This window comes from Aeromonas piscicola, assembly GCF_000820005.1.
Taxonomy (GTDB): Bacteria; Pseudomonadota; Gammaproteobacteria; order Enterobacterales; family Aeromonadaceae; genus Aeromonas; species Aeromonas piscicola.
This window is the reverse complement of the sequence record NZ_CDBL01000004.1, coordinates 64,422-86,389: the sequence shown is the minus strand read 5'-3', so window position 1 is coordinate 86,389 and position 21,968 is coordinate 64,422. Positions and strand designations below refer to the sequence as shown.

Genomic DNA, 21,968 nt, shown 5'->3' with positions numbered 1-21,968 from the left:
TTTGCCTGACACTCAGGTAAAGACGAACGCCACAGCGAAAAGCTGTGGCGTTCGCGTTTGGAGCGGTGACAACCGTTTTCCTTTCTAAACTAATAATAAAATGAGTCAAATCGGAGGTTATATGAATGAAGTGCTACTGGCGATGGCGGCCGGCTTTATCGTTGGCTTGTTGTTTTCTTTCCTCAAATTGCCGATCCCGGCCCCACCCGTTCTGTCCGGGGTAATGGGGATAGTCGGGGTCTATCTGGGGGGGCTGGCGTACTCCTGGATACTCACACGCTTCTTCTCTTAACGCACTTTTCAGTACCGGATTTGCCAGATGTGAGGTACCTCTGAAATTGGCAAATCCGGCTTGCAAACACGGGGTATCTCGGCTGAAATAGGCATTGCCAGCAGGGTGCTGGCATTGACTAATACCCGATCAAATCGGGTGTTGGCGGTCAAATGGAATTGATTGGGAAGTCGGGTCAGCAGTTGTCGGCCTTTCTCAAGTCTTCATGGAACCAAGTCCGCACTTTTGTAAGAAAGTGACAGGGCTCTTGCCTTATTTACAGCCATATTGCCTGTGCATGCGCGCTGTAATTCCATTCCCGTATCCTTGGGAGTCGTGTCTTGCTGGTTGCGTTGCGACAAGCAGGCGCTCGCCCCTGGAAGCAGGATTAAATCGAGACTTTGGAGAATAGAATGACTGATCTGAAACTGGCCGCCCAACGCGCCCTGAACCTGATGGACCTGACCACCCTGAACGATGATGACACCGATCAGAAGGTCATAGACCTGTGCCGCAAGGCCAAGTCTCCGGCCGGCCTGACCGCCGCCGTCTGCATTTACCCCCGTTTCATCCCCATCGCTCGCAAAACCCTGCGTGACATCGGCGCCGCCGACGTGCGCATCGCGACCGTGACCAACTTCCCCCATGGCAACGACGACATCGAGATCGCCGTAGCCGAGACCCGTGCCGCCGTCGCCTACGGTGCCGACGAAGTGGACGTGGTGTTCCCGTACCGCGCCTTCATGGCTGGCAATGAACAGGTTGGCTTCGATCTGGTCAAAGCTTGTAAGGAAGCCTGTGGCGACAAGGCACTGCTGAAAGTGATCATCGAGACAGGTGAACTGAAAGAAGAGGCGCTGATCCGTCGTGCTTCCGAGATCTCCATCGACGCCGGTGCCGATTTCATCAAGACCTCCACCGGTAAAGTGCCGGTCAATGCGACCCCGGAAGCGGCCCGCATCATGATGGAAGTGATCAAGGCCAAGAACCCGAAAGTCGGCTTCAAGCCGGCCGGTGGCGTAAAAGATGCCGCCGTGGCGGGTCAGTACCTCGCCATGGCCGAAGAGATCCTGGGCAAAGACTGGGTCTGTGCCCGTACCTTCCGCTTTGGTGCATCCAGCCTGTTGGCCAGCCTGCTGGCCACGCTGGGGCATGGCGACAAACCTGCCAACACCAGCGGTTACTAAGTTGATGAGAGGGCGAGCTCGGCTCGCCCTGTTATGCCCCCGCCAGACGGCGCGCGGGCAGGGATAACGGCTTATGTGACGCCAGCAATGGCGGAGGGAATGAAAGATGTTTTTGCCTCAAGAAATTATTCGCAAGAAGCGCAACGGTGAAGCGCTCAGTACCCAAGAGATTCAATTCTTCGTTCAGGGCATTACCAACAACACCATAGGCGAGGGCCAGATTGCGGCACTCGCCATGGCGGTCTACTTCAAAGACATGACCATGGATGAGCGGGTTGCCCTGACCTGCGCCATGCGCGACTCCGGCATGGTATTGAACTGGGATCACCTCAACCTGGGTGGCCCGATTGTCGACAAGCACTCCACCGGTGGTGTGGGTGATGTGGTCTCCCTGATGCTGGGCCCCATGGTCGCCGCCTGCGGTGGCTTCGTGCCCATGATCTCCGGTCGTGGCCTGGGTCATACCGGTGGTACTCTGGACAAGCTGGATGCCATCCCAGGCTACCAGACCTCGGTCGACAACGATCGTTTCCTGAAAGTGGTGAAAGAGGCGGGTGTCGCCATCATAGGCCAAACCGGCGATCTCGCCCCGGCTGACAAGCGTATCTATGCGGTACGCGATATCACGGCCACCGTTGAATCCATCGCCATGATCACCGGCTCCATCCTCTCCAAGAAGCTTGCCTCCGGGCTGGAAGCCCTGGTGATGGACGTCAAGGTGGGCTCAGGTGCCTTCATGCCGACGTTTGAAGCCTCCGAAGAGCTGGCCAAGAGCATAGTGGCCGTGGCCAACGGTGCCGGTTGCCGTACCTCGGCCTTGCTGACCGACATGAACCAGGTGCTGGCCTCCAGCGCAGGCAACGGGGTGGAAGTGCGCGAAGCCGTGCGCTACCTGACAGGTGAGTACCGCAACCCGCGCATTCACGAAGTCACCATGAGCCTGTGCGCCGAGATGCTGATCTCCGCCCATCTGGCCAGCGACGATGCCGATGCCCGTCGCAAGCTGCAGGCGGTGCTCGACAACGGCAAGGCTGCCGAGATCTTCGGTCGCATGGTGACCGGCCTCGGCGGTCCGTCCGACTTCATGGAGCGTTATGATAGTCACCTGCCCAAGGCTGCCATTGTGCGCCCCGTGTATGCGGCCAATGCCGGCTTCGTGACGGCCATGGATACCCGGGAGCTGGGGCTGGCCGTGGTCGCCATGGGGGGAGGTCGTCGCGCCGCCGGCGACAAACTCGATTACGCCGTCGGTCTGACCGACTTTATCCGCCTGGGCCAGAGCGTCGATGCTGACAAGCCGATTGCCCTGATCCACGCTCAAACCGAAGAGCAATTTGCTCAGGCTGCCAGCATGGTGCAGGCGGCTGTCAAGATCGGTGACACTCAACCCCAGGCCCTGCCTGAGGTCTACCGTCGCATCGGTCTGGCTGATTTGTAACAAGGGGAAGTCCCATGAAACGTACCTTTATTCTGATGATGGACTCTTTCGGTATTGGCGCCGCCGCCGATGCCGACAAGTTCGGAGATGTGGGCGCCAACACCCTTGGCCATATCGCCAAGGCCTGTGCCGCCGGTGAGATTGAAGGCCGTGGCGCCCTCAATCTGCCGAACCTGAACAAGCTGGGTCTGGGGCATGCCGGTGAGCTGGCCTCCGGCTACTTCCCGGCAGGCTTGAAGAAGGATATCGAGGTTGTCGGTGCCTACGGTTTCGCCCAGGAGCTCTCCTCCGGTAAGGACACCCCGTCTGGCCACTGGGAGATTGCCGGCGTGCCCGTGCTGTTCGAGTGGGGTTACTTCACCGATCACCACAACAGCTTCCCGCAGGAGCTGCTGGACGCCATCGTCGAGAAGGCGGGTCTGTCCGGTTACCTCGGCAACTGCCACGCCTCCGGTACCCAGGTGCTGGATGATCTGGGCGAAGAGCACATGCGCACCGGCAAGCCGATCCTCTACACCTCTGCCGACTCAGTGTTCCAGATCGCCTGTCACGAAGAGACCTACGGTCTCGAGAAGCTTTATGAGCTGTGCCACATAGTGCGCGAGCTGCTGGAGCCCTACAACATAGGCCGCGTCATCGCGCGTCCGTTCGTGGGCAGCGGCAAGGGCAACTTCAAGCGCACCGGCAACCGTCACGACTACTCAGTGCTGCCGCCGGCGCCGACCGTGCTGGATTACATGAAAGAAGCGGGTGGCCAGGTGGTCTCCATCGGCAAGATCGCCGACATCTATGCCAACCAGGGCATCACCAAGCAGGTGAAGGGCACGGGCCTGACCGAGCTGTGGGATCGCACTCTGGAAGAGGTGAAAGCGGCCGGTGACAACACTATCGTCTTCACCAACTTCGTCGACTTCGACTCCTCCTACGGTCACCGTCGTGACGTCAAGGGCTACGCCGATGCGCTGGAGTACTTCGACTCCCGCCTGCCGGAGCTGTTCGAGATACTGCAGGACGGCGACGTGGTGGTGCTGACCGCCGACCACGGCTGCGATCCGACCTGGGGGGGCACCGACCACACCCGCGAATACATTCCGGTGCTGTTCTTCGGCAAGCCGGTCAAGGCCGGCTCCGTCGGTCGTCGCGAGACCTTTGCCGACATAGGCCAGAGCATAGCGGCGTACCACGGTCTGCCCAAGCTGCAATACGGTACCAGCTTCCTGTAAGGCCGATATCGGGCGGCGCCTTGCGGTCTATTCTGCAGGGCCTGCCCAGGTTGCAGTGCGGCACTCGCCTCCTGTAATTTACTCGCCCGTCACCTCGGTGGCGGGCAACCAATAAAGACAATAAAACTCAACCTAGTGTGAAGGAATCAAGAGAATGGCAACTCCTCATATCAATGCGAAAGATGGCGCCTTTGCTGATACAGTGCTGATGCCGGGCGACCCCCTGCGCGCCAAGTACATCGCCGAAACCTTCCTGGAGAACGTCGAGCAGGTGTGCGACGTGCGCAGCATGCTCGGCTTCACCGGTACCTATAAGGGCCGTCGCATCTCCGTCATGGGCCACGGTATGGGCATCCCGTCCTGCTCCATCTATGCCAAAGAGCTGATCACCGACTACGGTGTGAAGACCCTGATCCGCGTGGGCTCCTGTGGCGCCGTGCGTGAAGACGTGAAACTGCGCGACGTAGTGATCGGCATGGGTGCCTGTACCGATTCCAAGGTCAACCGTCTGCGCTTCAAGGATCACGACTTCGCCGCCATCGCCGACTTCGGCCTGGTTGCCAATGCCGTGCAAGCCGCCAAGAACAAGGGCGTTGCCGTGCGTGTGGGTAACATCTTCTCCGCCGACCTGTTCTACACCCCGGATCCCTCCATGTTCGACGTCATGGAAAAGTACGGCATCCTGGGTGTCGAGATGGAAGCCGCCGGTATCTACGGCGTAGCCGCAGAGTACGGTGCCAAGGCACTGACCATCTGCACCGTCTCCGACCATATCCGTACCGGCGAGCAGACCACCTCCGAAGAGCGTCAGCTGACCTTCAACGACATGATCGAAATCGCGCTGGACTCCGTCCTGCTGGGCGACAAGTAATCCCCATTCACATCATGCAAAACGGCGACCCTCGGGTCGCCGTTTTTTTATGAGCCGACTGCCTGTTGCCGGTTCAGCTTGCCGGCGTATCCGATGAGGGCGGGCTCTTCTTTTTGTGCTTGCGCACCCGCATGTAGTTGCGGCGCACGCCGTAGGAGATGAGCAGGCCGGCGAGCAGCGCCACCAGCAGCATCAGCCGCTGTTTCTCCTGTATCACCTTGAGTCGGGTGTCCTTGTCCGCCAGCAGTTGCTGCTCTTCCAGGGTGATGCGCAGGTAGCCAATGGTTTGCTCCCCATCCAGGATCTCCTGCACAAACTGGATGCGTCCCTTGCCCTGCTCCGGTACCGATTTGTTGTTGTCGCCGATGGGCAGCAGGCTGTCCAGTGGCACGGCGGCATCCGATTGGGCGAGGGGGATGCCACGGGCATCGTAGAGGGTCGCATCAAGGATCTCGGGCTCGGCGGCCAGATCCTGGGCCAGCCGTTCCAGCTCGCTGTTCTTGTCCTCCTTGATCCAGCGCTTCATGTCGCGGGAGGCATAGGCGACCAGCGCCTGAGCACGGTTGCGCGCCTCGCTGTGCAGCGAGGCCTGGCTCTCGCCCTGCATATGGATGAGCACACCGAGCACCCAGAGGCCGAGCAAGATGCCGGCACCCAGACTGAGAACACGTTTGATGGGAAGATGACGCAAGCGTTGAGCCTCCTGACGACGAGCGGTGGCGGGATCTTGGCGCTTGCCTGTACAAAAAGCAATACGCTACTCTGGGCCAGCTTTGTTAACCCCATGATCACCAAGGAAGGCTCTATCTCTATGCTGTTGTCCCAATTACCCGCTGCCTTGTCCGAGTGGCCAGAGTGCCTGCCCAGTGCCCCTTGGTGGCAATTGACGCCAAGGGCGCTGCTGCCCGTCGCCAAACCGCTGGATGGCGCCTGGCTGGTGCTGTTTGGCAAGACTCTTGCCGCCTGCCATCTGGCGCGCCTGGCCGAGTCGCTGGCCGCGCAGGATATGCAGGCCCAGCTCTATCCGCCGAGCAGCCCGGCCGGGGTACCCTTGCTGTTGTTGGGAACGGACAGATTCTCCCCCGAGCTGGTGCAGTTGCTCAAGGCCGAGGCATGGGACATCGACATCTGTCATCTATCCGCGCTGCCGACCCTGAGCGAGCCCGGCTTGCTGGTGATGGACATGGACTCCACCGCCATCCAGATCGAGTGCATCGACGAGATCGCCCGCCTGGCGGGTGTGGGCGAGCAGGTGGCCGCTGTGACGGCCGCGGCCATGCAGGGCAAGCTGGAGTTTTCCGACAGCCTGCGCAATCGGGTCGCCCTGCTGGCGGGGGCGCCGGTCACCATTCTCGATGAGGTGGCGACCCAGATGCCCTGGATGCCGGGCCTGCAATTGATGGTCGATACCCTCAAGCAGTCAGGCTGGAAGGTGGCGATCGCCTCGGGCGGTTTCACCCGTTTCGCCGGTGAGTTGCAGCAGGCACTCGGGCTGGATGCCATCTTCGCCAACGAGCTGGCAATCGAGGGGGCACAGCTGACCGGCCAGGTGAGCGGGCGCATAGTCGATGCCAGCGTCAAGGCAGAAGTGCTGCAACAGCTGGCGACAGAGTTCGGTATTCGTCCTGCCCAGACAGTGGCCATTGGCGATGGCGCCAATGATCTCAAGATGATGGCGGTGGCCGCTCTTGGCATCGCCATCCACGCCAAGCCGCTGGTGCGGGCCCAGGCTGCGGCCACCTTAAACCATCATGACCTGGAAGGGGTGATCTGCCTGCTGGGGGCCCTTGCCTGTCGCGATCGCCGCTGGGATCGCAACTGATCCCAGATTAGCCGCGAACAACTGACCCCACGTCACGGAGGACGTCACATCGAGATGGAACTGTTACAGCAATCCCTGTTTATTCCCTGTGGTGAGCACCAGCTGCACGTGCGCCACATCCAGCCACGGGTCGCCGTGCATGCAGAGCCAATCCTGATGGTGCACGGCGCCATCGAGAATGGCCGCATCTTCTATACCGAATCGGGCAAGGGGCTGGCTTGTTTCCTGGCGCGCCACGGATATCAGGTCTATGTGGCCGACCTGCGTGGCCGGGGCCTGAGCACCCCGGCCATCGCCGTGCAAGCCGAGCATGGTCAGCACGAGCTGATCACCGAGGATCTGCCGGCCTTGCACCGCTGGATTGCGGCGCGCCATGCCGGCTTCAAGTTGCACTGGATGGCTCACTCCTGGGGAGGCGTCATCATGGCCTCTACCCTGGTGCGTTTTCCGGAATTGGCCGGGCAGATCGCCAGCCTGGTGTTCTTTGGTACCAAGCGAGGCGTCTCGGTGCAGAACCCGGAGCGCTGGCTGAAGGTGGATCTCATCTGGAATCGGCTGGCGCCCTGGCTGGCGCGGCGCAGCGGTTTTCTGGCGGCCCGCAGCCTGAAGATGGGCGCGGATGACGAGCCGCTGCGCTACCTGCAGGAGACGATTCCCTGGGTCAAGTGCGGCCCCTGGCAGGATCCGCATGACGGCTTTGCCTATGACGAAGCAGCAGCCAGGGTCAACTGGCCGCCGCTCTGGATGATTTCAGCCAAGGCTGACAAGGTGTTGGGGCACCCGACCGACGTGCGCCGCTTCAGTGCCGAGATGGGGTCCGCCACACGCCACACCCGGCTTGGCAAGGACAACGGCAACCGGCTTGATTACGATCACATCAACATGCTGACGGCGCCACAGGCACAGGAGGATCACTTCCCGCAGATCCTCGCGTGGCTGCTCGACCCGCAGGCGGCGTGATGGAGACAAGGTTGGCGGGAGCAGGCCGTTATCCTGAGGTGTTGATATAGGGATAAAAATAATGGCGGGCCTGTGGCCCGCCATTATTTTCTTGCTGATTTGCCAGGCCGTCATCCGCGCTTGAGCAGGAGCGTTGGTATGAGTCGCCGCTCAGTTGATGGGCGGGGTGATGCCGAGCCGGAACAGGGTGGCCTGACTGGTATCGGTCAGCTCGCCCACCCCTACCACGCTCCACAGCTCCTCCTCCAGCTTCTTGGCCTTGTGGATGGCGAACTTGGCGATGTAATCCAGCTCGTTGGCGATGAAGTTGGTATCGGGTCGGCCGGTGCGAGAGATGCCGACCAGTACCGAATAAAACTCCCCCTGACGCAGTGCCAGCTCGATGAAGCTGCGCTTTTCCGCCATGTCCTGGAAACTGCTGGCCAGCCGGCTGGAGAAGACGGGCAGGCCGGCCGGCGTGTGCAGACTGGCGATGTAGACCTCTTCCTCCTGCGGCTTGTCTTCCCGTTCGATGGCGCGCAGTGGATTCATGATCAGCTGCTTGAGCAGATCCCCATGGAACAGGGGATAGAGGTTGTCCTGATTCCCCTGCTCGGCGCAGGCCCGCAACAGGCGTGACAGGCTGCGATCCTGCGGGGCATGGCCGACCGAAGCCGGCTTGGGCGCGCCCTTCAGCTTGTTGATGTAGACGGGAGTGCTGAAGATATGGTGGGTGTAGATGTTGCGCAGTGCCCTGGCCATGCCGCGATAACGACGCTGCTCCTGCGCCGCCTTGAGCTTGTTCTGGTTGCTCTCGATCAGCAGGCTGAAGAACTGGCGGCCGGTGTGGCGCTCAGGATCCCCCTCGATACACAGATGCAGTACGGTCCGGGTCAGGTTGATGCTGACCAGCCGGTAGGGGAGGCGTTGCAGATCCATGCTCTTGGAGAGCTCCTGCAGGCGGGGCAGGGCCAGGGTGACTATGTCATCCTTCTCTCCCTCGAACGCCTCTTCCAGCTCTATTTGCATGCCGTGGGCCGAGATGTCGCGGGTCCAGCCAAGCCAAGCCCGCCCGTTGTGTTTGATGGCCACGGCCGTCTTGTGGATGTAGCGTGCCTCTTTGCGCAACTGCACATAATGCAGCGTCTCTATCTCGAAGGGCGCAGCCCCGAGATCATGGCCGAAGCGTTGCAGATCGTTGGCATTGTGCTGCACGCTGGCGTCGTAGTGAAACTCTTCCCGCTGGCTGTCGAGGCCGATATCTTGCAGCAGGCCGACGTAGTTTATCTGCCGGAGCCGCTCCTGCAGCAGCATGTCTTGCAACTGGGGGCTGTCCTGGCTCTGCTGGCTGGCGAGATCGGCCTCGTGCAGATCGCAGCGCTCTAGGCTGAACTTGTATACGCGCCAGCTGGGGCGGCGGGCACCGACCTGGAAGAAGAGAGACATCAGACCGCTCTGTTGCAACTCTTCCCGGGTGGCGGAGAAAAAGTAGAGGTGGCTGCGCACCGAATGAGTGAAGCAGTAGATCAGGGTCTCCCGCAGGGTGCCCGGGGCCGGCAGCAGGGATTGCATACGGGCCGCCGAGAACAGGCTGGCGAGCATGTCGCGGTTCTTGGCATCGCGCCAGTATTCGAGGATGTGCTGATTGTTCTCGGTACGCAGGGCTATCTCCAGGCTGGGGCTGTCTCCCGAGCCGAAGAACAGCGGCATGCCGGTCATGCGTGGCAGGTAGAACTGCTCGTAGCCCTTGATGATGGCGGCAGACAGCAGATAGTCGACGCTGACCCGATAGCGGTTCTTGTTGTTCTCGATGAACTCAGCCAGGAAGCGGTCAAAGCTGGTGTGCTCGCCGGTTTTGATCAGTCGCAGCCAGTACTTTCCCTCCTTGCTCTCCTCACCCAGGATCTGATAGCTGACCGAGTGGTGCAATATGGGGTTGGGATGGTCCCGCTCCAGCCCGGTAAAGAAGACTTCGACCTGGGCACCCGTCTGATAGTTGGGCAGATAGGGAACCGAGACCCGGATCCCGCCGAGGGAGAGATCCGAGCTCTTGGCAAACAGTTTGTCGCCGTCGGCAAATTTGATGAGCACGGGAGAGCTGAAGTGCATCCGCTCCTGACGCCGGCCATAGTAGCTGGCGAAGGGAATGGGATTGACATCGTATTGGCGAAACGGGCTGGCAGGGGGCAACAAGGGACCATCACCCTTGCTCTGGTGGTGTTTCTGCCAATATTGCAGCGCTTCGTTTACACCCAGGGTGTAGACATCCCGGTACAGATAGCACTGGGACTGGAACAGGCCTATGGCCTCGGCCGGCATGAAGTGGGTGACCCCTTCAAACTCATGGACCAGGCACTCCTCACCCAGCTCGTCGCGCATGTCGATGACCCGCCGGCAGGGGGTACATTTGCGCTTTATCTCCATCTTGATCAGGAAACGGCTGTTGCTGTTTTCGTCCTGTGTCAGGCGATTGAAGATGTCATCGAAATCTTTTTCTCTGAGCAGAGGAATGAGCTGTTCAATCAGGTGCTGTTGTTGTTCTGAATCCATGTGTTCCTGCCACGGAAAGTCACTTTTCCGATTCTGGGTTTGATCTGTCGGTCGCAAACAAGTATATCAAGCAGGAATTCATCCTGTCCCCGAGTTATCCATGGCCAAAAATAAAACTGCCTATGTTTGTACCGAATGTGGTGCCGACTTCACACGCTGGCAAGGCCAGTGCGGCGAATGCAAGGAGTGGAACACCATCACTGAGGTGCGTCTTGGCTCAGTAACGCCCGGCAAAAATGCCCGCTACACCGGCTACGCCGGCGCCATCGGCAGTCAGGTCCAGACGCTGGCTGAGATCGCCACCACAGAGATACCCCGCTTTTCCTCAGGCTTCAAGGAGCTGGATCGGGTGCTCGGTGGCGGTGTGGTACCAGGTTCGGCCATTCTGATTGGCGGCAATCCGGGGGCGGGCAAGTCTACCCTGCTGCTGCAGACCATGTGTGGTCTGGCTGAGCGGATGAAGACCCTCTATGTCACGGGAGAAGAGTCGTTGCAGCAGGTGGCGATGCGTGCCAGCCGGTTGGGGCTGCCTACCGACAAGCTGCGCATGCTGTCTGAGACCAGTGTCGAGCAGATCTGCATCATAGCCCAGCAGGAGCAGCCGCAGATCATGGTCATCGACTCCATCCAGGTGATGCATGTGGCGGATGTGCAGTCATCGCCCGGCTCCGTCTCCCAGGTGCGGGAGGCCGCAGCCTTGTTGACCCGTTACGCCAAACAGAATCACGTCGCTATCTTCATGGTGGGCCATGTGACCAAGGATGGCACCCTGGCGGGCCCCAAGGTGCTGGAGCACTGTGTCGACTGCTCAGTGCTGCTGGATGGTGCCAATGACTCGCGTTTTCGCACCCTGCGTTCCCACAAGAACCGCTTCGGTGCCGTCAACGAACTCGGTGTGTTCGCCATGACGGGGCAGGGAATGCGCGAGGTGAGCAATCCCTCCGCCATCTTCCTCAGCCGGGGCGAGGAGCAGGCACCTGGCTCCATCGTCATGGTGATCTGGGAGGGCACCCGGCCGCTGCTGGTGGAGCTGCAGGCGCTGGTGGACTATTCCCAGCTTTCCAACCCGCGCCGGGTGGCCGTGGGGATGGACCACAACCGTCTTGCCATGCTGCTGGCCGTGCTGCATCGCCACGGCGGGCTGCAGATGGCGGATCAGGATGTCTTCATCAACGTGGTGGGGGGCGTCAAGGTTGAAGAGACCAGTGCGGATCTGGCCCTGTTGCTGGCCATGGTATCCAGCTTCAGAGATCAGGCCTTGCCCAAGGATCTGGTGGTGTTTGGCGAAGTGGGCCTGTCCGGCGAGATCCGGCCCGTGCCATCCGGCCAGGAGCGGTTGCAGGAGGCCGCCAAGCACGGTTTCCGCCGTGCCATAGTTCCTCACGCCAATGCGCCCAAGCACCCCATCGAGGGAATGGAAGTGGTGCCAGTGAAAAAACTGGCCGATGCACTGGAAGCTTTGTAATCATTGACTCTGTTGCATTCTAAAACGTAGGTTCAGCAGATCTCGGCAATCGATATCGACAATAAAAAAGAGCGCCATGTGCGCTCCTTTTTATTGCCTCTGGAGGGATCCTCAGGGATGGGGGTGTTCCAGATGCTCGTTCAGCAGTTGCTCCAGTTCACGGTGGAGCAGCTCTTCATCTCCGACATTGAGTTCTACCATCCGCTTGAGGTGGGTCGCACTGTCGATGTCGATATGGTGGCAGTAGAATCCCAGCTTCTTGCTGGCCTCATGGGTCAGCTCGACTTGCATCTTGATCTCGATGTCGCTGCCGCTCAGCACGAAGCCCAGTTCATACTCCTTGTTGTCGTTGCTTTCCCAGTCATCGGGCCGGATCAAGAGCGCGCCCTGCAGGGAGATATCTACCAGCTGGGTCCGCCATTTTTTATCGCCCTGGACGAGGTCGGCCATGGTCAAGTAGAGGATCCGTGAAAAACGGCGACGCTCGGACATTCTCATCTCCTGTCAGCAATAGGAATTGGAGCTAAAGGTCATGACATAGAGTGTAATGCACCTTGCACATCAGGATCTTGAACTGGCTCCGAAATTGGATATCAAACCTGTTGGGTGCTGAGTGACTCTACCACTTGCAATGCCTTGACCAGCCGATCCTCCTGTTTGAAGCGATCTTCCAACACGGGACCGAGTTGATTCAGATCTTCATCCAGCAGCAGCAACTGAGCCTCATCCGCGTTGCTGTACTTGTCGTTGAATTCCAGTGCGAATTCGGTACACGCCCGAATATTGGGGTAGATGCGCTTGGCCAGCTCCAGTTTGTCACCGCTGGCTTTTTCGAAGGCAGTGACCACATGGTTGTAGATCTCGAAGTGACCGGCGCTGACGTAATCGACCAGTTGCTCGCAAAAACGCTGCAGGTCGACATGGCCGGGGAGTGAACGCTGTTTGGTGCGGGCGGGCGTCAGCCCGGCGAGCCGCATGTATTCGACCAGCAGAGCTTGTCTGGCATCCAGCCAGTCATCGATCGCCCTGTGTTTGCCTGCCAATGCACGCTTGGTTTGTTCCAGTTCAGTTAACATAATCCCTCCGTGGGGCATAGGCATGGAGTGCTATCGCTGCAGGCCTCCGGCCTTTCTTATTGACTGACGACACTCCCTATAACTAGGGAAAATCCTGTTGACCGTCAATAGGTGCATAGGGATATTGTTACATCAGATGGTGTTTTGGCTACAAGACCCCATCATTTGCTCTCCTCTTCCAATCCATCGTGATAACGAAGGGGCGAGATATGTGACTATTTCCGCAGATCTTGATGAAAACCCCAGCATTCAAGCCGATCTGGCTGATAAAGCCTTTGCCTGAGTGTTTTTTTTGAATAGAGTGGCTCGGTGCTAAATGCCCGATCATAAAGGAAATGTTATGAACAAAGCTCAACTTGTCGATGCAATTGCCGCCAAAGCAGATCTGAGCAAAGCTCAGGCCAAAGTTGCTCTGGAAGAGATCATCAATGGTATTACCCAGAGCCTGAAAGAAGGCGATGCTGTGCAGTTGGTGGGTTTTGGTACCTTCAAGGTGAACCATCGCGCGGGCCGTACCGGTCGTAATCCGCAAACTGGTAAAGAAATCCAGATTGCAGCCGCGAATGTGCCGTCCTTTGTGGCAGGCAAGGCGCTCAAAGACGCCGTCAAGTAATCGTGTAAAACCCGGCGCCAGCCGGGTTTTTTATTGCCATCGTCAGCGGAATTTGTTTCAGATACACTCAAGATATGGCGTGCGCTGTAGTGAGGTGGATGATGGAACAGAAAAATGCCATTCGGCAGGTTGCCGTACCTTGGGCTCCGTCCCGCCAACTCCCCCCAGGCCTGGTTGTGGCCGAACTTCACCAGGATATCTGGAGTGACTCCTTGACCGTCATGCTGGGTCGGGCGCGCAGTATAGATCTGCCGCCACAGATCCTGTGCCGGGTCTATTTTCGCCATATTTTCGCCGTGCGGGTCATGGAGGACTGCGATCTGTCGGAAGGCAAGGAGAGCCATGCCATCGAGGAGCAGATCCAGCTCATTACCCCGTCCCGTTTTGCCAGCTGGTTCCATCAGGAATCGGAGGGACTTCATCTGGACGAGGATCTACAGCACTATCGCATCTCGACCTGGGACTACTGTGCTGACGTGCTGACTTCATTTGCACCCGAACTGCAGTTTGTGGACAAGGGGGAGTAGCGTCAGCGCGATGGCCACGCATAGAAAAGCCGGTAACACTTGGTGTTACCGGCTTTTTCATTGGTGCTGAAGGCGATGAGAGTCAGCCCAGTAACTGCTCCCTGTGCAGGCCCAGCACGATCAGCAGACCGAGAAAGTAGAAGGCGCTGAGCTTGAGGCCGAGAATGGCGAGCAGGCCGGCGCAGAGCCGGACCAGCGCCTTGTGCAGCCATGAACCCGTGAAGCGGTACATTATCACTCTACCGATTCGGCGCTGGCGAATTCCGGCACCTTGGCCATGGCATCCAGCACAACTTGAATGCCAGCGCCCGGCTTGCAGGCGTTCTCGCTCAGGTGACGACGCCAGGCACGAGCTCCCTGCATGTTCTGGAACAGGCCCAGCATGTGGCGGGTCATATGGGAGAGGTAGTTGCCCTTGGCCAGCTCCTGCTCCATGTAGGGCAGCATCATCCGCACCACCTCGTGACGGCTGGGAACATCACCTGCTAGGCCGAACAGATGGCTGTCTACCTGCGCCAGGAGATAGGGATTCTGATAGGCCTCGCGCCCCATCATGACCCCGTCCACCTGCTGCAGATGCTCCAGGGTCTGCTCGATGGAGGTGACGCCGCCGTTGAGGGCTATGGTCAGTTCGGGATAATCCTGTTTGACCCGATAGACCCGCGGATAGTCGAGCGGCGGTATCTCGCGGTTCTCCCGCGGGCTCAGGCCGCTGAGCCAGGCCTTGCGGGCGTGGACGATGAAGGTATCGCAACCGGCATCGCGCACCTGCTCGATGAAGGCCTGCAAGAATTCGTAGGAGTCCTGCTCATCGATGCCGATCCGGGTCTTGACGGTGACCGGGATGTCCACCACATCGCGCATCGCCTTGACGCAGTCGGCCACCAGCGCGGGTTCGCCCATCAGGCAAGCGCCGAAGCGGCCATTCTGGACTCGATCCGACGGGCAACCCACGTTGAGGTTGATCTCGTCATAGCCGCGCGCCTGTGCCAGTCTGGCGCAGTGGGCCAGATCCGCCGGGTTGCTGCCACCCAGTTGCAGCGAGACAGGATGCTCCTGCTCGCTGTAGCCCAGATAATCCCCTTTGCCATGGATGATGGCGCCCGTGGTCACCATCTCGGTATAGAGCAAGGTCTGGCGAGTCATCAGACGGTGGAAATAACGGCAATGCCGATCGGTCCAGTCCAGCATGGGGGCGATGGAAAAACGCTGCGCCTGCATAAAAATTATCCGGGTTGGCTAAACAAAGGGGCCGGATTTTATCACAACGTGAGGCAGCCCCAGAAAATGAATTTTGTCGCCGCGCCACTGGAGGCCCTGTGATAGTATCCGGCTAATAAAAAGGGTATCTGCGTGATCATGAATCAAGACCAACTTTTACAACGAGCCGAACGACTCTGCGAACAACGCGGGATCCGCTTCACCCCTACCCGGCGCCAGGTTTTCACTCTGCTGGCTGCCCACGGCAACGCCATCAGCGCCTATGATTTGTTAGCCCAGTTGCAGCAAACCGAGGCTCATGCCAAGCCGCCTACTGTCTATCGGGCACTCGATTTTCTGCTCGAGCAGGGCTTTGCCCACAAGGTGGAGTCGCTCAACGCCTTCATATTCTGTTGTCACTTTGACCATGCTCATCCCATGCAGCTGCTGATCTGCGATCGGTGTGGCGAGGTGGTGGAGCTCCATGACATTGCGATCGACAGTGCGTTTTCCGAGCAAGCCCATCAGCATGGTTTTACTATTACCAATAAGACGATAGAGGCACATGGCCAATGTGCTCGCTGTACGCCCACCGTAGGACATCAACATGAAGGCTGATTTTGTAAACCCGTTCCTGCTTTCCCTGCTCAATGTGCTCTCCACCATGGCGCAGTTAGAGCTTAAACCGGGTAAACCCAAGCGCAAGATGGATGAACTGGCGCGAGGCGATGTCTCCGGCCTCATCGGCATGGTAGGCCCGCAGACCCGTGGTTCGCTTTCCATCAGCTTCGAGAAGGGGTTGGCGCTGGAGATCATGCGTCGCATGCTGGGGGAGGCCCCCGCCACCATCAATGAAGAAGTGACCGACATGGTGGGTGAGATCACCAACATGGTAACCGGTGGCGCCAAGCGCATGCTGGGGGAGAAAGGCTACGAGTTCGACATGGCGACTCCCATCATTGTCTCGGGTCCCAACCACACCATCACCCATAGGGCTGATGGCACCAAGATCATGATGCCGTTCGAGTCTGATTACGGCCGGGCTACCATCGAAATTTGCTTCGAGTAACCCTATGTGGAAAGCGCTGAAATGGTTCTTCATCGGCTGGGCCCTGCTGCTCATCCTGTCTGATATCCAGATCAACACCTCGCTCTACAAATACGATGACAACAAGGTGGTGGTGAGTTTTCCACGCTGGCAGGCAGACAGGCCCTGGGGCTCCTTCCAGTGGCACGCCGGTCGGGTCGAGGCCCACTGGTATGGCCTGGAGGGCAGGCCCAAACCGGTAGAGCCCCTGCTGTGAAATCGACGACAAATCAGAAAATGAAAGAGGCCAGCATATGCTGGCCTCTTTTTTATTGGTTTGAGAGTGGTCAGGCGGCTTCGGCAGCCAGCTTATCGCTGGAACGCGCTACCACGCCAAAGCCACAGGCCAGCACGGTCGGCAGCAACCAGGCGAGACCCTTGTCAAACAGCGGCAGGAAGGCGAAGGCATCCATCTTCATGCCGGCAGCGCCCAGGCCGTCCAGGCAACCGAACAGGAAGGCGACCAGCAGCACGGAGCGGAATACCAGACGAGGACGACCGAAGTACCCCTTCAGGAAGGTGACCAGCACCAGAGCCACTGCGACCGGATAGATGGCGACTAGCACCGGAATGGAGAGGCTGATGAGCTGGCTCAGACCCACGTTGGCTACCAGCACACACAAGCTGCCCAGCAGCAGCACCCACTTGCGGTATGCCCAACCGGTCAGCCCGTGGAAATAGTCAGCCCCGGCGCACAGCAAGCCGACCGCGCTGGTAAAGCAGGCCAGGGTAATGATGGCTGCCAGAATGAGCTGGCCTGGCAGGCCAAACAGGCTCAACACATAGGCGTTGACGATGGCACCGCCATTGCTGATATCGCCGGCCACGCCGGCGGCACTATTGCCAAGGTGAAATAGCGAGATGTAGACCGCTGACAGGCCCGCCGCCGAGATCAGGCCGGCGATAGTCAGGTACTTGAACTGACTCGGATAATCCTCGACCCCTTTCTGGCGCAACAGGCCGATGATGAGGGTGCCGAACATCAGGGATGCCAGGGTATCCATGGTGTTGTACCCCTCCAGCATGCCTCTGATGAGGGGGGTGTTGACATACTCGCCGCTGGCTTCCGGCATGCTGCCCTGTGGTGCAATGAATACGCCGAGTGCGAGGATCAGCAGCATCACCATCAGTGCCGGGGTCAGATATTTGCCGATGGCATCGAGCAGCTTGCCCCGATCCAGCGCAATCAGGCTCACCAGGGCAAAGAAGGGCAAGGTGTAGAGCAGCAAGCCGCTCTGACCGGCTGCACCCAGCCAGGGTTTGAGCCCCATTTCGTAGGCGACCAGGCCAGTGCGGGGAATGGCAAAGGCCGGTCCCATGATGATATAGATGGCGATGGCCAGCGCTGTGGCCGTTCCGGCGGGTAGATAACGGGTCATCGCCGTCCAGCCACTGCTACCTTGCCCGGCACAGCTCTTTGCCACGGCAATCAGGGTGAGCAGGGGCAGGCCCACCGCCGTCAGCAGGAAACCTGCCATGGTTGCCAGCAGATGCTCACCGGCCATAAAGCCAGCCAGCGGTGGAAAAATGATATTGCCTGCCCCCAGATAGAAGGCAAACGTCATAAAACCCAATCCGAATATGTCGGACAACTTAAGTGATTTCGTCAAACCTAACCTCATCTGCCATGTCTATTTTTTGTCTCTTATTTTCACCTGCGACTGGGCAGATAACCGGGCCTGTTTGCTGCCATGGGAACGATCCAGCCGAACCGGCTCCTCAAATGCAGCAATGAATGGCCCATTACTAGCATAACAAACTAAAAAATATGGTTAAGCTCGGATTAATATTTTGAAACAATTATTTATTTTGGTATTTGCTACCGACGAGGCTGGCGGCAAAAGTGATATGGAAGGTCAGAACACTGTCCGGCTGCACTCTTGGGCAAGATAGTGACTCTGGCTGTGCCACCAGATGGAGAGGATCAACGCAACCCCCGCTTGTTGCGACAATCGTCGTAAAAAACAAAGAGCCTGCACAAGGCCGGCTCTTCAGAAGAGTGTTGCGAAGCGGGATCAGGTGGCTTCGGCAGCCAGCTTCTCGCTGGAACGCATCACAACGCCAAGGCCACAGGCCAGCAGGGTCGGCAGCAACCAGGCGAGACCCTTGTCAAACAGCGGCAGGAAGGCGAAGGCATCCATCTTCATGCCAGCAGCGCCCAGACCGTCCAGGCAACCGAACAGGAAGGCGACCAGCAGCACGGAGCGGAACACCAGACGAGGACGACCGAAGTACCCCTTCAGGAAGGTGACCAGCACCAGGGCCACGGCGACCGGATAGATGGCAACCAGCACCGGAATGGAGAGGCTGATGAGTTGGCTCAGGCCCACGTTGGCGACGACGGCGCAGATGGCACCCAGCAGCAGTACCAGCTTCTTGTAAGCCACACCCGTGAGGTTGTGGAAGAAGTCGGAGCAGGCGGAGATGAGGCCCACGGCCGTGGTGAAGCAGGCCAGGGTGATGATGGCCGCCAGAATGAACTGACCCGGCTGGCCGAACAGGCTCAGCACGTAGGCGTTGACGATGGCGCCGCCATTGCTGACGTCGGTGGCCACCCCGGCAGCCGTGTTGCCCAGCTGGAACAGGGAGACATAGACCACGGACAAGCCGATGGCGGAAATGATGCCGGCGATGGCCAGATATTTGAACTGGCTCTTATAGTCGTGGATGCCTTTTTGACGCAGCAGATCGACGATCAGGGCGCCAAACATCAGGGACGCCAGGGTATCCATGGTGTTGTAGCCTTCCAGGATCCCTTTCACGAAGGGGCCGTTCTGATAGTCACCGGACGCGGCCGGCATTGTACCTTGCGGTGCGACGAACACACCCACGGCCAGGGTCAGTAGCAGCAGCATCAACACCGGGGTCAGGTACTTGCCGATGGCATCCATTAGCTTACCCTGGTTCATGGAGACCAGTACGGCGACTCCGAAGAAGATCACTGTGTAGGCAGCCAGACCAGCCTGACCCATGTCGCCAATGAAGGGCTTGAGGCCCATCTCGTAGGCCACCAGACCGGTTCGGGGAGCCGCGAAGGCCGGGCCAATGATGATGTAGATGGCGACCGCCAGTGCGGTTGCCAGCCCGGCAGGCAGCAGCTTGGTCATGCCGGCCCAGCCATTGCCCGCCTTGGCGACGGCGAGGATGGTGATGAGGGGCAGGCCCACGGCGGTCACCAGGAAGCCCAGCATGGCCAGGGAGAGGTGCTCGCCAGCCATGTAGCCAGCCAGGGGTGGGAAAATGATGTTGCCGGCGCCCAGATAGAACGCAAAGGTCATGAAGCCCAATCCGAGTACATCGGATAATGTGAGTGATTTCGTCAAGTTCAACCTCGTCTGTCTTGTAAACTATTGCTTGTTATAGTTTTTATTGGTCAGTGACCAGTGTTGTGCCGGGGTAAAAAAAAGGAGCCCCGCTTGTTTTTTCATCGCAACCAGTGGTTTTAGCTGGTCTGGAGCGGGTGCTCGTTTGAGAGTCAGCATAATGGCGTGAAAAAATAGTTCAAGACGAAATTTACATCTTCAAATAGAAGGGGTGGGTCAGTTGGATGTATCTGTCGGAATAGGCTCCATCAGCAGAATGGATCACAATCTCTTCCTGCTCACACCTGCTTAATCCTCTGCCAAGTAGCAATAAAACACGATTTGCCTCTTTACCAGCTCTGGTGATAACAGCTGTATAACAAACGCCATGCAGATCATAATCCGCCGAGATGCATAAAATTTCATCGGCCATGGCGGTCGGCAGCACCAGCGCCACCTGTCCTGTGGCACTCAGCAAACGCTGGCACGCAGCCAGCAGATCCCGGCTGCCGAGTGCTCCTGTATGGCGGGCCAGCGCCCTGGCCGGATCGCTGAATGACTGGCCTGCCACAAAATAGGGCGGGTTGGAGACGATGAGATCGTAGGGCTGGGCCTGATAATCCTGAATGGCGCTCTCAATGATGGTGACCCGGGAGGCCCAGGGGGAGGCCGCCACGTTCTCGCGTGCCTGCGTCGTTGCATCCATATCCAGTTCCACCCCGTCGATGAGGCAGTCGGAGCGGCTGCGTTGGGCCAGCATCAGGGCAATGAGGCCGCTGCCTGTGCCAATGTCCAGCACCCGGCGGGTGTCGGCAACCGGTGCCCAAGCGCCCAGCAGTATGCCGTCCGTGCCGACCTTCATGGCGCAGCGGTCGTGCTCGACGTGAAACTGTTTGAAGGTAAAGCCGCTGTTTCGTCCCATCTGACCCCCGCCATATGCCAGTTACACACAAAATGGTCGGCGATTATAGCGACTAAGCCACAGTCACCATAGGAGCCGACGGCATAATCGCCTATAATCTGCCGTTTCCTTAATGACCGAGTATTGCCATGAGCCAGTCCTTTGATGATTTCGACCTGAATCCAGCCCTTAACCGGGCCTTGGCCGAGATGGGATTCACCCGCCCGACCACCATCCAGCAGATGGTGTTGGAGCCAGCCCTGGACGGCCGCGATATTCTGGCATCCGCTCCGACCGGTACCGGCAAGACGGCCGCCTTCGTGCTGCCTGCTCTGCAACATCTGCTGGATTTCCCGCGCCGCAAGCCGGGCCCGTGCCGCATGCTGATCCTGACCCCGACCCGCGAGCTGGCGTTGCAAGTTACTGCCCACGCCAAGGCGCTGGCGGTGCACACCAACCTCAGCATCGAGACCATCATTGGCGGCGTCAGCCACGAAGAGCAGCTGCCTGCCCTGACCAAGACCACCGACATAGTGGTCGCTACTCCAGGCCGTCTGCTCGAGTACATAGATAAAGAAGAGTTCGAGAGCCACGACATCGAAGTGCTGGTGCTGGATGAAGCGGACCGCATGCTGGACATGGGTTTTGTCAAAGATGTGAATCGCATAGTGGCGGAGGCGCGCTATCGCAAGCACACCATGCTGTTCTCCGCCACCCTGGAAGGGGCCGGGCTGGAGAAGTTTGCCAACGAGATCCTCAACGAGCCGGTAGAGCTGCATGCCGAGCCGCCCCGCAGCGAACGTCGCCCAATTACCCAGTGGGTACATCTGGCCGATGACGCCGCCCACAAGCTGGCCTTGTTGATCCACATCCTCAAAGATCCGGAAACCCAGAAGGCCATCGTCTTCGTCAGAACCCGCGAGCGCCTGGCTGAACTATCTGGCCAATTGCAGGCTGCGGGTATTCCATGTGCCTGGATCCGTGGCGAGATGGAACAGAGCAAACGCGTCGAGTCGATCCGTAAGTTCCATGCAGGGGAAGTCCCCTTCCTCGTTGCCACCGACGTTGCCGCCCGTGGCATCGACCTGCCCAACGTCAGCCATGTCATCAACTACGACATGCCTTATGGCACCGACGTGTATGTGCACCGTATCGGTCGGACCGGCCGCGCCGGCAACCGCGGCTGTGCCATCAGCCTGGTTGAAGCCCACGACATGGGCATGGTCGCCAAGATTGAGCGTTACACCGAGGAGCGCCTCAAGCGCCGGGTGATCGACGAGCTGCGTCCCAAGCACAAAGAAGCGCGGGTACCGGTGAAGAAGAAGAAGCCGAAGGATGGCAAGAAGAAGAGCGCCAAGAAGAAAAAGAAGTAAGCCATACCTACAGCAACGGCCATCCTCGGATGGCCGTTTTGCTTGCTGCCTGCGGTGAGTGTGCCTGTGTTCGCGGATCGCGCGCAGAAAAAAGCCGACGCATAGACGTCGGCTGATAAAAAG

At 59.0% G+C, this 21,968-nt stretch carries 23 protein-coding genes; 14 read left to right on the top strand and 9 right to left on the bottom strand.

Annotated features, from left to right (window positions below; genetic code table 11):
* Window positions 1-121: 121 nt before the first annotated feature.
* The 5 genes from BN1128_RS00630 (at window position 122) to deoD (ending at window position 4,990) form a co-directional block, all read left to right on the top strand.
* Window positions 122-292 carry a XapX domain-containing protein gene (locus BN1128_RS00630; RefSeq protein ID WP_005305103.1) on the top strand — a complete coding sequence of 57 codons (171 nt, stop codon included), beginning with the start codon at window positions 122-124 and terminating at the stop codon, window positions 290-292.
* A 392-nt stretch (window positions 293-684) separates the two neighbouring features.
* A complete protein-coding gene (gene deoC / locus BN1128_RS00625) occupies window positions 685-1,458 on the top strand; it encodes a deoxyribose-phosphate aldolase (RefSeq protein WP_042865649.1) in 774 nt (257 codons plus the stop codon).
* Window positions 1,459-1,564: 106 nt separating this feature from the next.
* On the top strand, window positions 1,565-2,896 hold the full coding sequence (gene deoA / locus BN1128_RS00620) for a thymidine phosphorylase (RefSeq protein ID WP_042865648.1): 1,332 nt from the start codon (window positions 1,565-1,567) through the stop codon (window positions 2,894-2,896).
* Between the two features lie 14 nt (window positions 2,897-2,910).
* The gene (locus tag BN1128_RS00615) at window positions 2,911-4,119 is read left to right on the top strand and encodes a phosphopentomutase (RefSeq protein ID WP_042865647.1); all 1,209 of its coding nucleotides are present in this window, start codon (window positions 2,911-2,913) and stop codon (window positions 4,117-4,119) included.
* 154 nt (window positions 4,120-4,273) lie between these two features.
* A complete protein-coding gene (deoD, locus tag BN1128_RS00610; RefSeq protein WP_042865646.1) occupies window positions 4,274-4,990 on the top strand; it encodes a purine-nucleoside phosphorylase in 717 nt (238 codons plus the stop codon).
* A gap of 73 nt (window positions 4,991-5,063) precedes the next feature.
* Here deoD and BN1128_RS00605 read toward each other — a convergent pair whose 3' ends face one another.
* Window positions 5,064-5,681: an AhpA/YtjB family protein gene (locus tag BN1128_RS00605; RefSeq protein WP_042865645.1), complete on the bottom strand. Its 618-nt coding sequence runs from the start codon at window positions 5,679-5,681 to the stop codon at window positions 5,064-5,066.
* Between the two features lie 120 nt (window positions 5,682-5,801).
* On the opposite strand from BN1128_RS00605, the gene serB reads away from it, so the two are divergent.
* Both serB and BN1128_RS00595 read left to right on the top strand, forming a co-directional pair.
* Window positions 5,802-6,812: a phosphoserine phosphatase SerB gene (gene serB, locus BN1128_RS00600; RefSeq protein WP_042865657.1), complete on the top strand. Its 1,011-nt coding sequence runs from the start codon at window positions 5,802-5,804 to the stop codon at window positions 6,810-6,812.
* A 54-nt stretch (window positions 6,813-6,866) separates the two neighbouring features.
* A complete protein-coding gene (locus tag BN1128_RS00595) occupies window positions 6,867-7,772 on the top strand; it encodes an alpha/beta fold hydrolase (protein ID WP_042865644.1) in 906 nt (301 codons plus the stop codon).
* Window positions 7,773-7,922: 150 nt separating this feature from the next.
* On the opposite strand, the gene BN1128_RS00590 is transcribed toward BN1128_RS00595, so the two are convergent.
* Complete coding sequence (locus BN1128_RS00590) at window positions 7,923-10,301, bottom strand: PilZ domain-containing protein (RefSeq protein WP_042865643.1); 2,379 nt, start codon at window positions 10,299-10,301, stop codon at window positions 7,923-7,925.
* A gap of 100 nt (window positions 10,302-10,401) precedes the next feature.
* Between BN1128_RS00590 and radA the strand changes: the two genes are divergently transcribed.
* Complete coding sequence (radA, locus tag BN1128_RS00585; protein WP_042865642.1) at window positions 10,402-11,766, top strand: DNA repair protein RadA; 1,365 nt, start codon at window positions 10,402-10,404, stop codon at window positions 11,764-11,766.
* 111 nt (window positions 11,767-11,877) lie between these two features.
* Here radA and BN1128_RS00580 read toward each other — a convergent pair whose 3' ends face one another.
* Both BN1128_RS00580 and BN1128_RS00575 read right to left on the bottom strand, forming a co-directional pair.
* A complete protein-coding gene (locus BN1128_RS00580) occupies window positions 11,878-12,258 on the bottom strand; it encodes a PilZ domain-containing protein (RefSeq protein ID WP_042865641.1) in 381 nt (126 codons plus the stop codon).
* 101 nt (window positions 12,259-12,359) lie between these two features.
* Window positions 12,360-12,842 carry an Rsd/AlgQ family anti-sigma factor gene (locus BN1128_RS00575; protein ID WP_042865640.1) on the bottom strand — a complete coding sequence of 161 codons (483 nt, stop codon included), beginning with the start codon at window positions 12,840-12,842 and terminating at the stop codon, window positions 12,360-12,362.
* A gap of 340 nt (window positions 12,843-13,182) precedes the next feature.
* On the opposite strand from BN1128_RS00575, the gene hupA reads away from it, so the two are divergent.
* Window positions 13,183-13,455 (top strand): nucleoid-associated protein HU-alpha, encoded by a 273-nt coding sequence (gene hupA, locus BN1128_RS00570; RefSeq protein ID WP_005305063.1) that lies wholly within the window; start codon window positions 13,183-13,185, stop codon window positions 13,453-13,455.
* A 101-nt stretch (window positions 13,456-13,556) separates the two neighbouring features.
* A complete protein-coding gene (locus BN1128_RS00565) occupies window positions 13,557-13,982 on the top strand; it encodes a hypothetical protein (protein ID WP_005320448.1) in 426 nt (141 codons plus the stop codon).
* A gap of 82 nt (window positions 13,983-14,064) precedes the next feature.
* On the opposite strand, the gene BN1128_RS25100 is transcribed toward BN1128_RS00565, so the two are convergent.
* Entirely contained in the window at window positions 14,065-14,214 is a 150-nt protein-coding gene (locus BN1128_RS25100) for a hypothetical protein (protein ID WP_098982287.1), read from the bottom strand.
* Window positions 14,215-14,216: 2 nt separating this feature from the next.
* Window positions 14,217-15,203 (bottom strand): tRNA dihydrouridine(20/20a) synthase DusA, encoded by a 987-nt coding sequence (gene dusA, locus BN1128_RS00560; RefSeq protein WP_042865638.1) that lies wholly within the window; start codon window positions 15,201-15,203, stop codon window positions 14,217-14,219.
* Between the two features lie 138 nt (window positions 15,204-15,341).
* On the opposite strand from dusA, the gene zur reads away from it, so the two are divergent.
* From zur to BN1128_RS00545, 3 genes are read left to right on the top strand one after another with little or no spacing between them, the layout of a single operon-like run.
* A complete protein-coding gene (zur, locus tag BN1128_RS24220) occupies window positions 15,342-15,800 on the top strand; it encodes a zinc uptake transcriptional repressor Zur (RefSeq protein ID WP_082030306.1) in 459 nt (152 codons plus the stop codon).
* The gene (locus BN1128_RS00550; protein WP_016351979.1) at window positions 15,790-16,251 is read left to right on the top strand and encodes a chemotaxis protein CheX; all 462 of its coding nucleotides are present in this window, start codon (window positions 15,790-15,792) and stop codon (window positions 16,249-16,251) included. The genes zur and BN1128_RS00550 overlap by 11 nt, the downstream gene beginning before the upstream one ends.
* 4 nt (window positions 16,252-16,255) lie before the next feature.
* Window positions 16,256-16,486, top strand: a complete 231-nt coding sequence (locus BN1128_RS00545) for a hypothetical protein (RefSeq protein ID WP_042865634.1) — start codon at window positions 16,256-16,258, stop codon at window positions 16,484-16,486.
* 70 nt (window positions 16,487-16,556) lie between these two features.
* Here BN1128_RS00545 and brnQ (BN1128_RS00540) read toward each other — a convergent pair whose 3' ends face one another.
* The 3 genes from brnQ (BN1128_RS00540) to BN1128_RS00530 all read right to left on the bottom strand — a co-directional run bounded on the left by brnQ (BN1128_RS00540) (window position 16,557) and on the right by BN1128_RS00530 (window position 20,493).
* Window positions 16,557-17,834 (bottom strand): branched-chain amino acid transport system II carrier protein, encoded by a 1,278-nt coding sequence (brnQ, locus tag BN1128_RS00540; protein WP_042865632.1) that lies wholly within the window; start codon window positions 17,832-17,834, stop codon window positions 16,557-16,559.
* A 450-nt stretch (window positions 17,835-18,284) separates the two neighbouring features.
* A complete protein-coding gene (gene brnQ, locus BN1128_RS00535; protein ID WP_082030305.1) occupies window positions 18,285-19,592 on the bottom strand; it encodes a branched-chain amino acid transport system II carrier protein in 1,308 nt (435 codons plus the stop codon).
* Between the two features lie 190 nt (window positions 19,593-19,782).
* On the bottom strand, window positions 19,783-20,493 hold the full coding sequence (locus BN1128_RS00530) for a tRNA1(Val) (adenine(37)-N6)-methyltransferase (RefSeq protein ID WP_042865629.1): 711 nt from the start codon (window positions 20,491-20,493) through the stop codon (window positions 19,783-19,785).
* A 128-nt stretch (window positions 20,494-20,621) separates the two neighbouring features.
* On the opposite strand from BN1128_RS00530, the gene srmB reads away from it, so the two are divergent.
* Window positions 20,622-21,845 (top strand): ATP-dependent RNA helicase SrmB, encoded by a 1,224-nt coding sequence (gene srmB, locus BN1128_RS00525; protein ID WP_042865628.1) that lies wholly within the window; start codon window positions 20,622-20,624, stop codon window positions 21,843-21,845.
* Window positions 21,846-21,968: the final 123 nt, after the last annotated feature.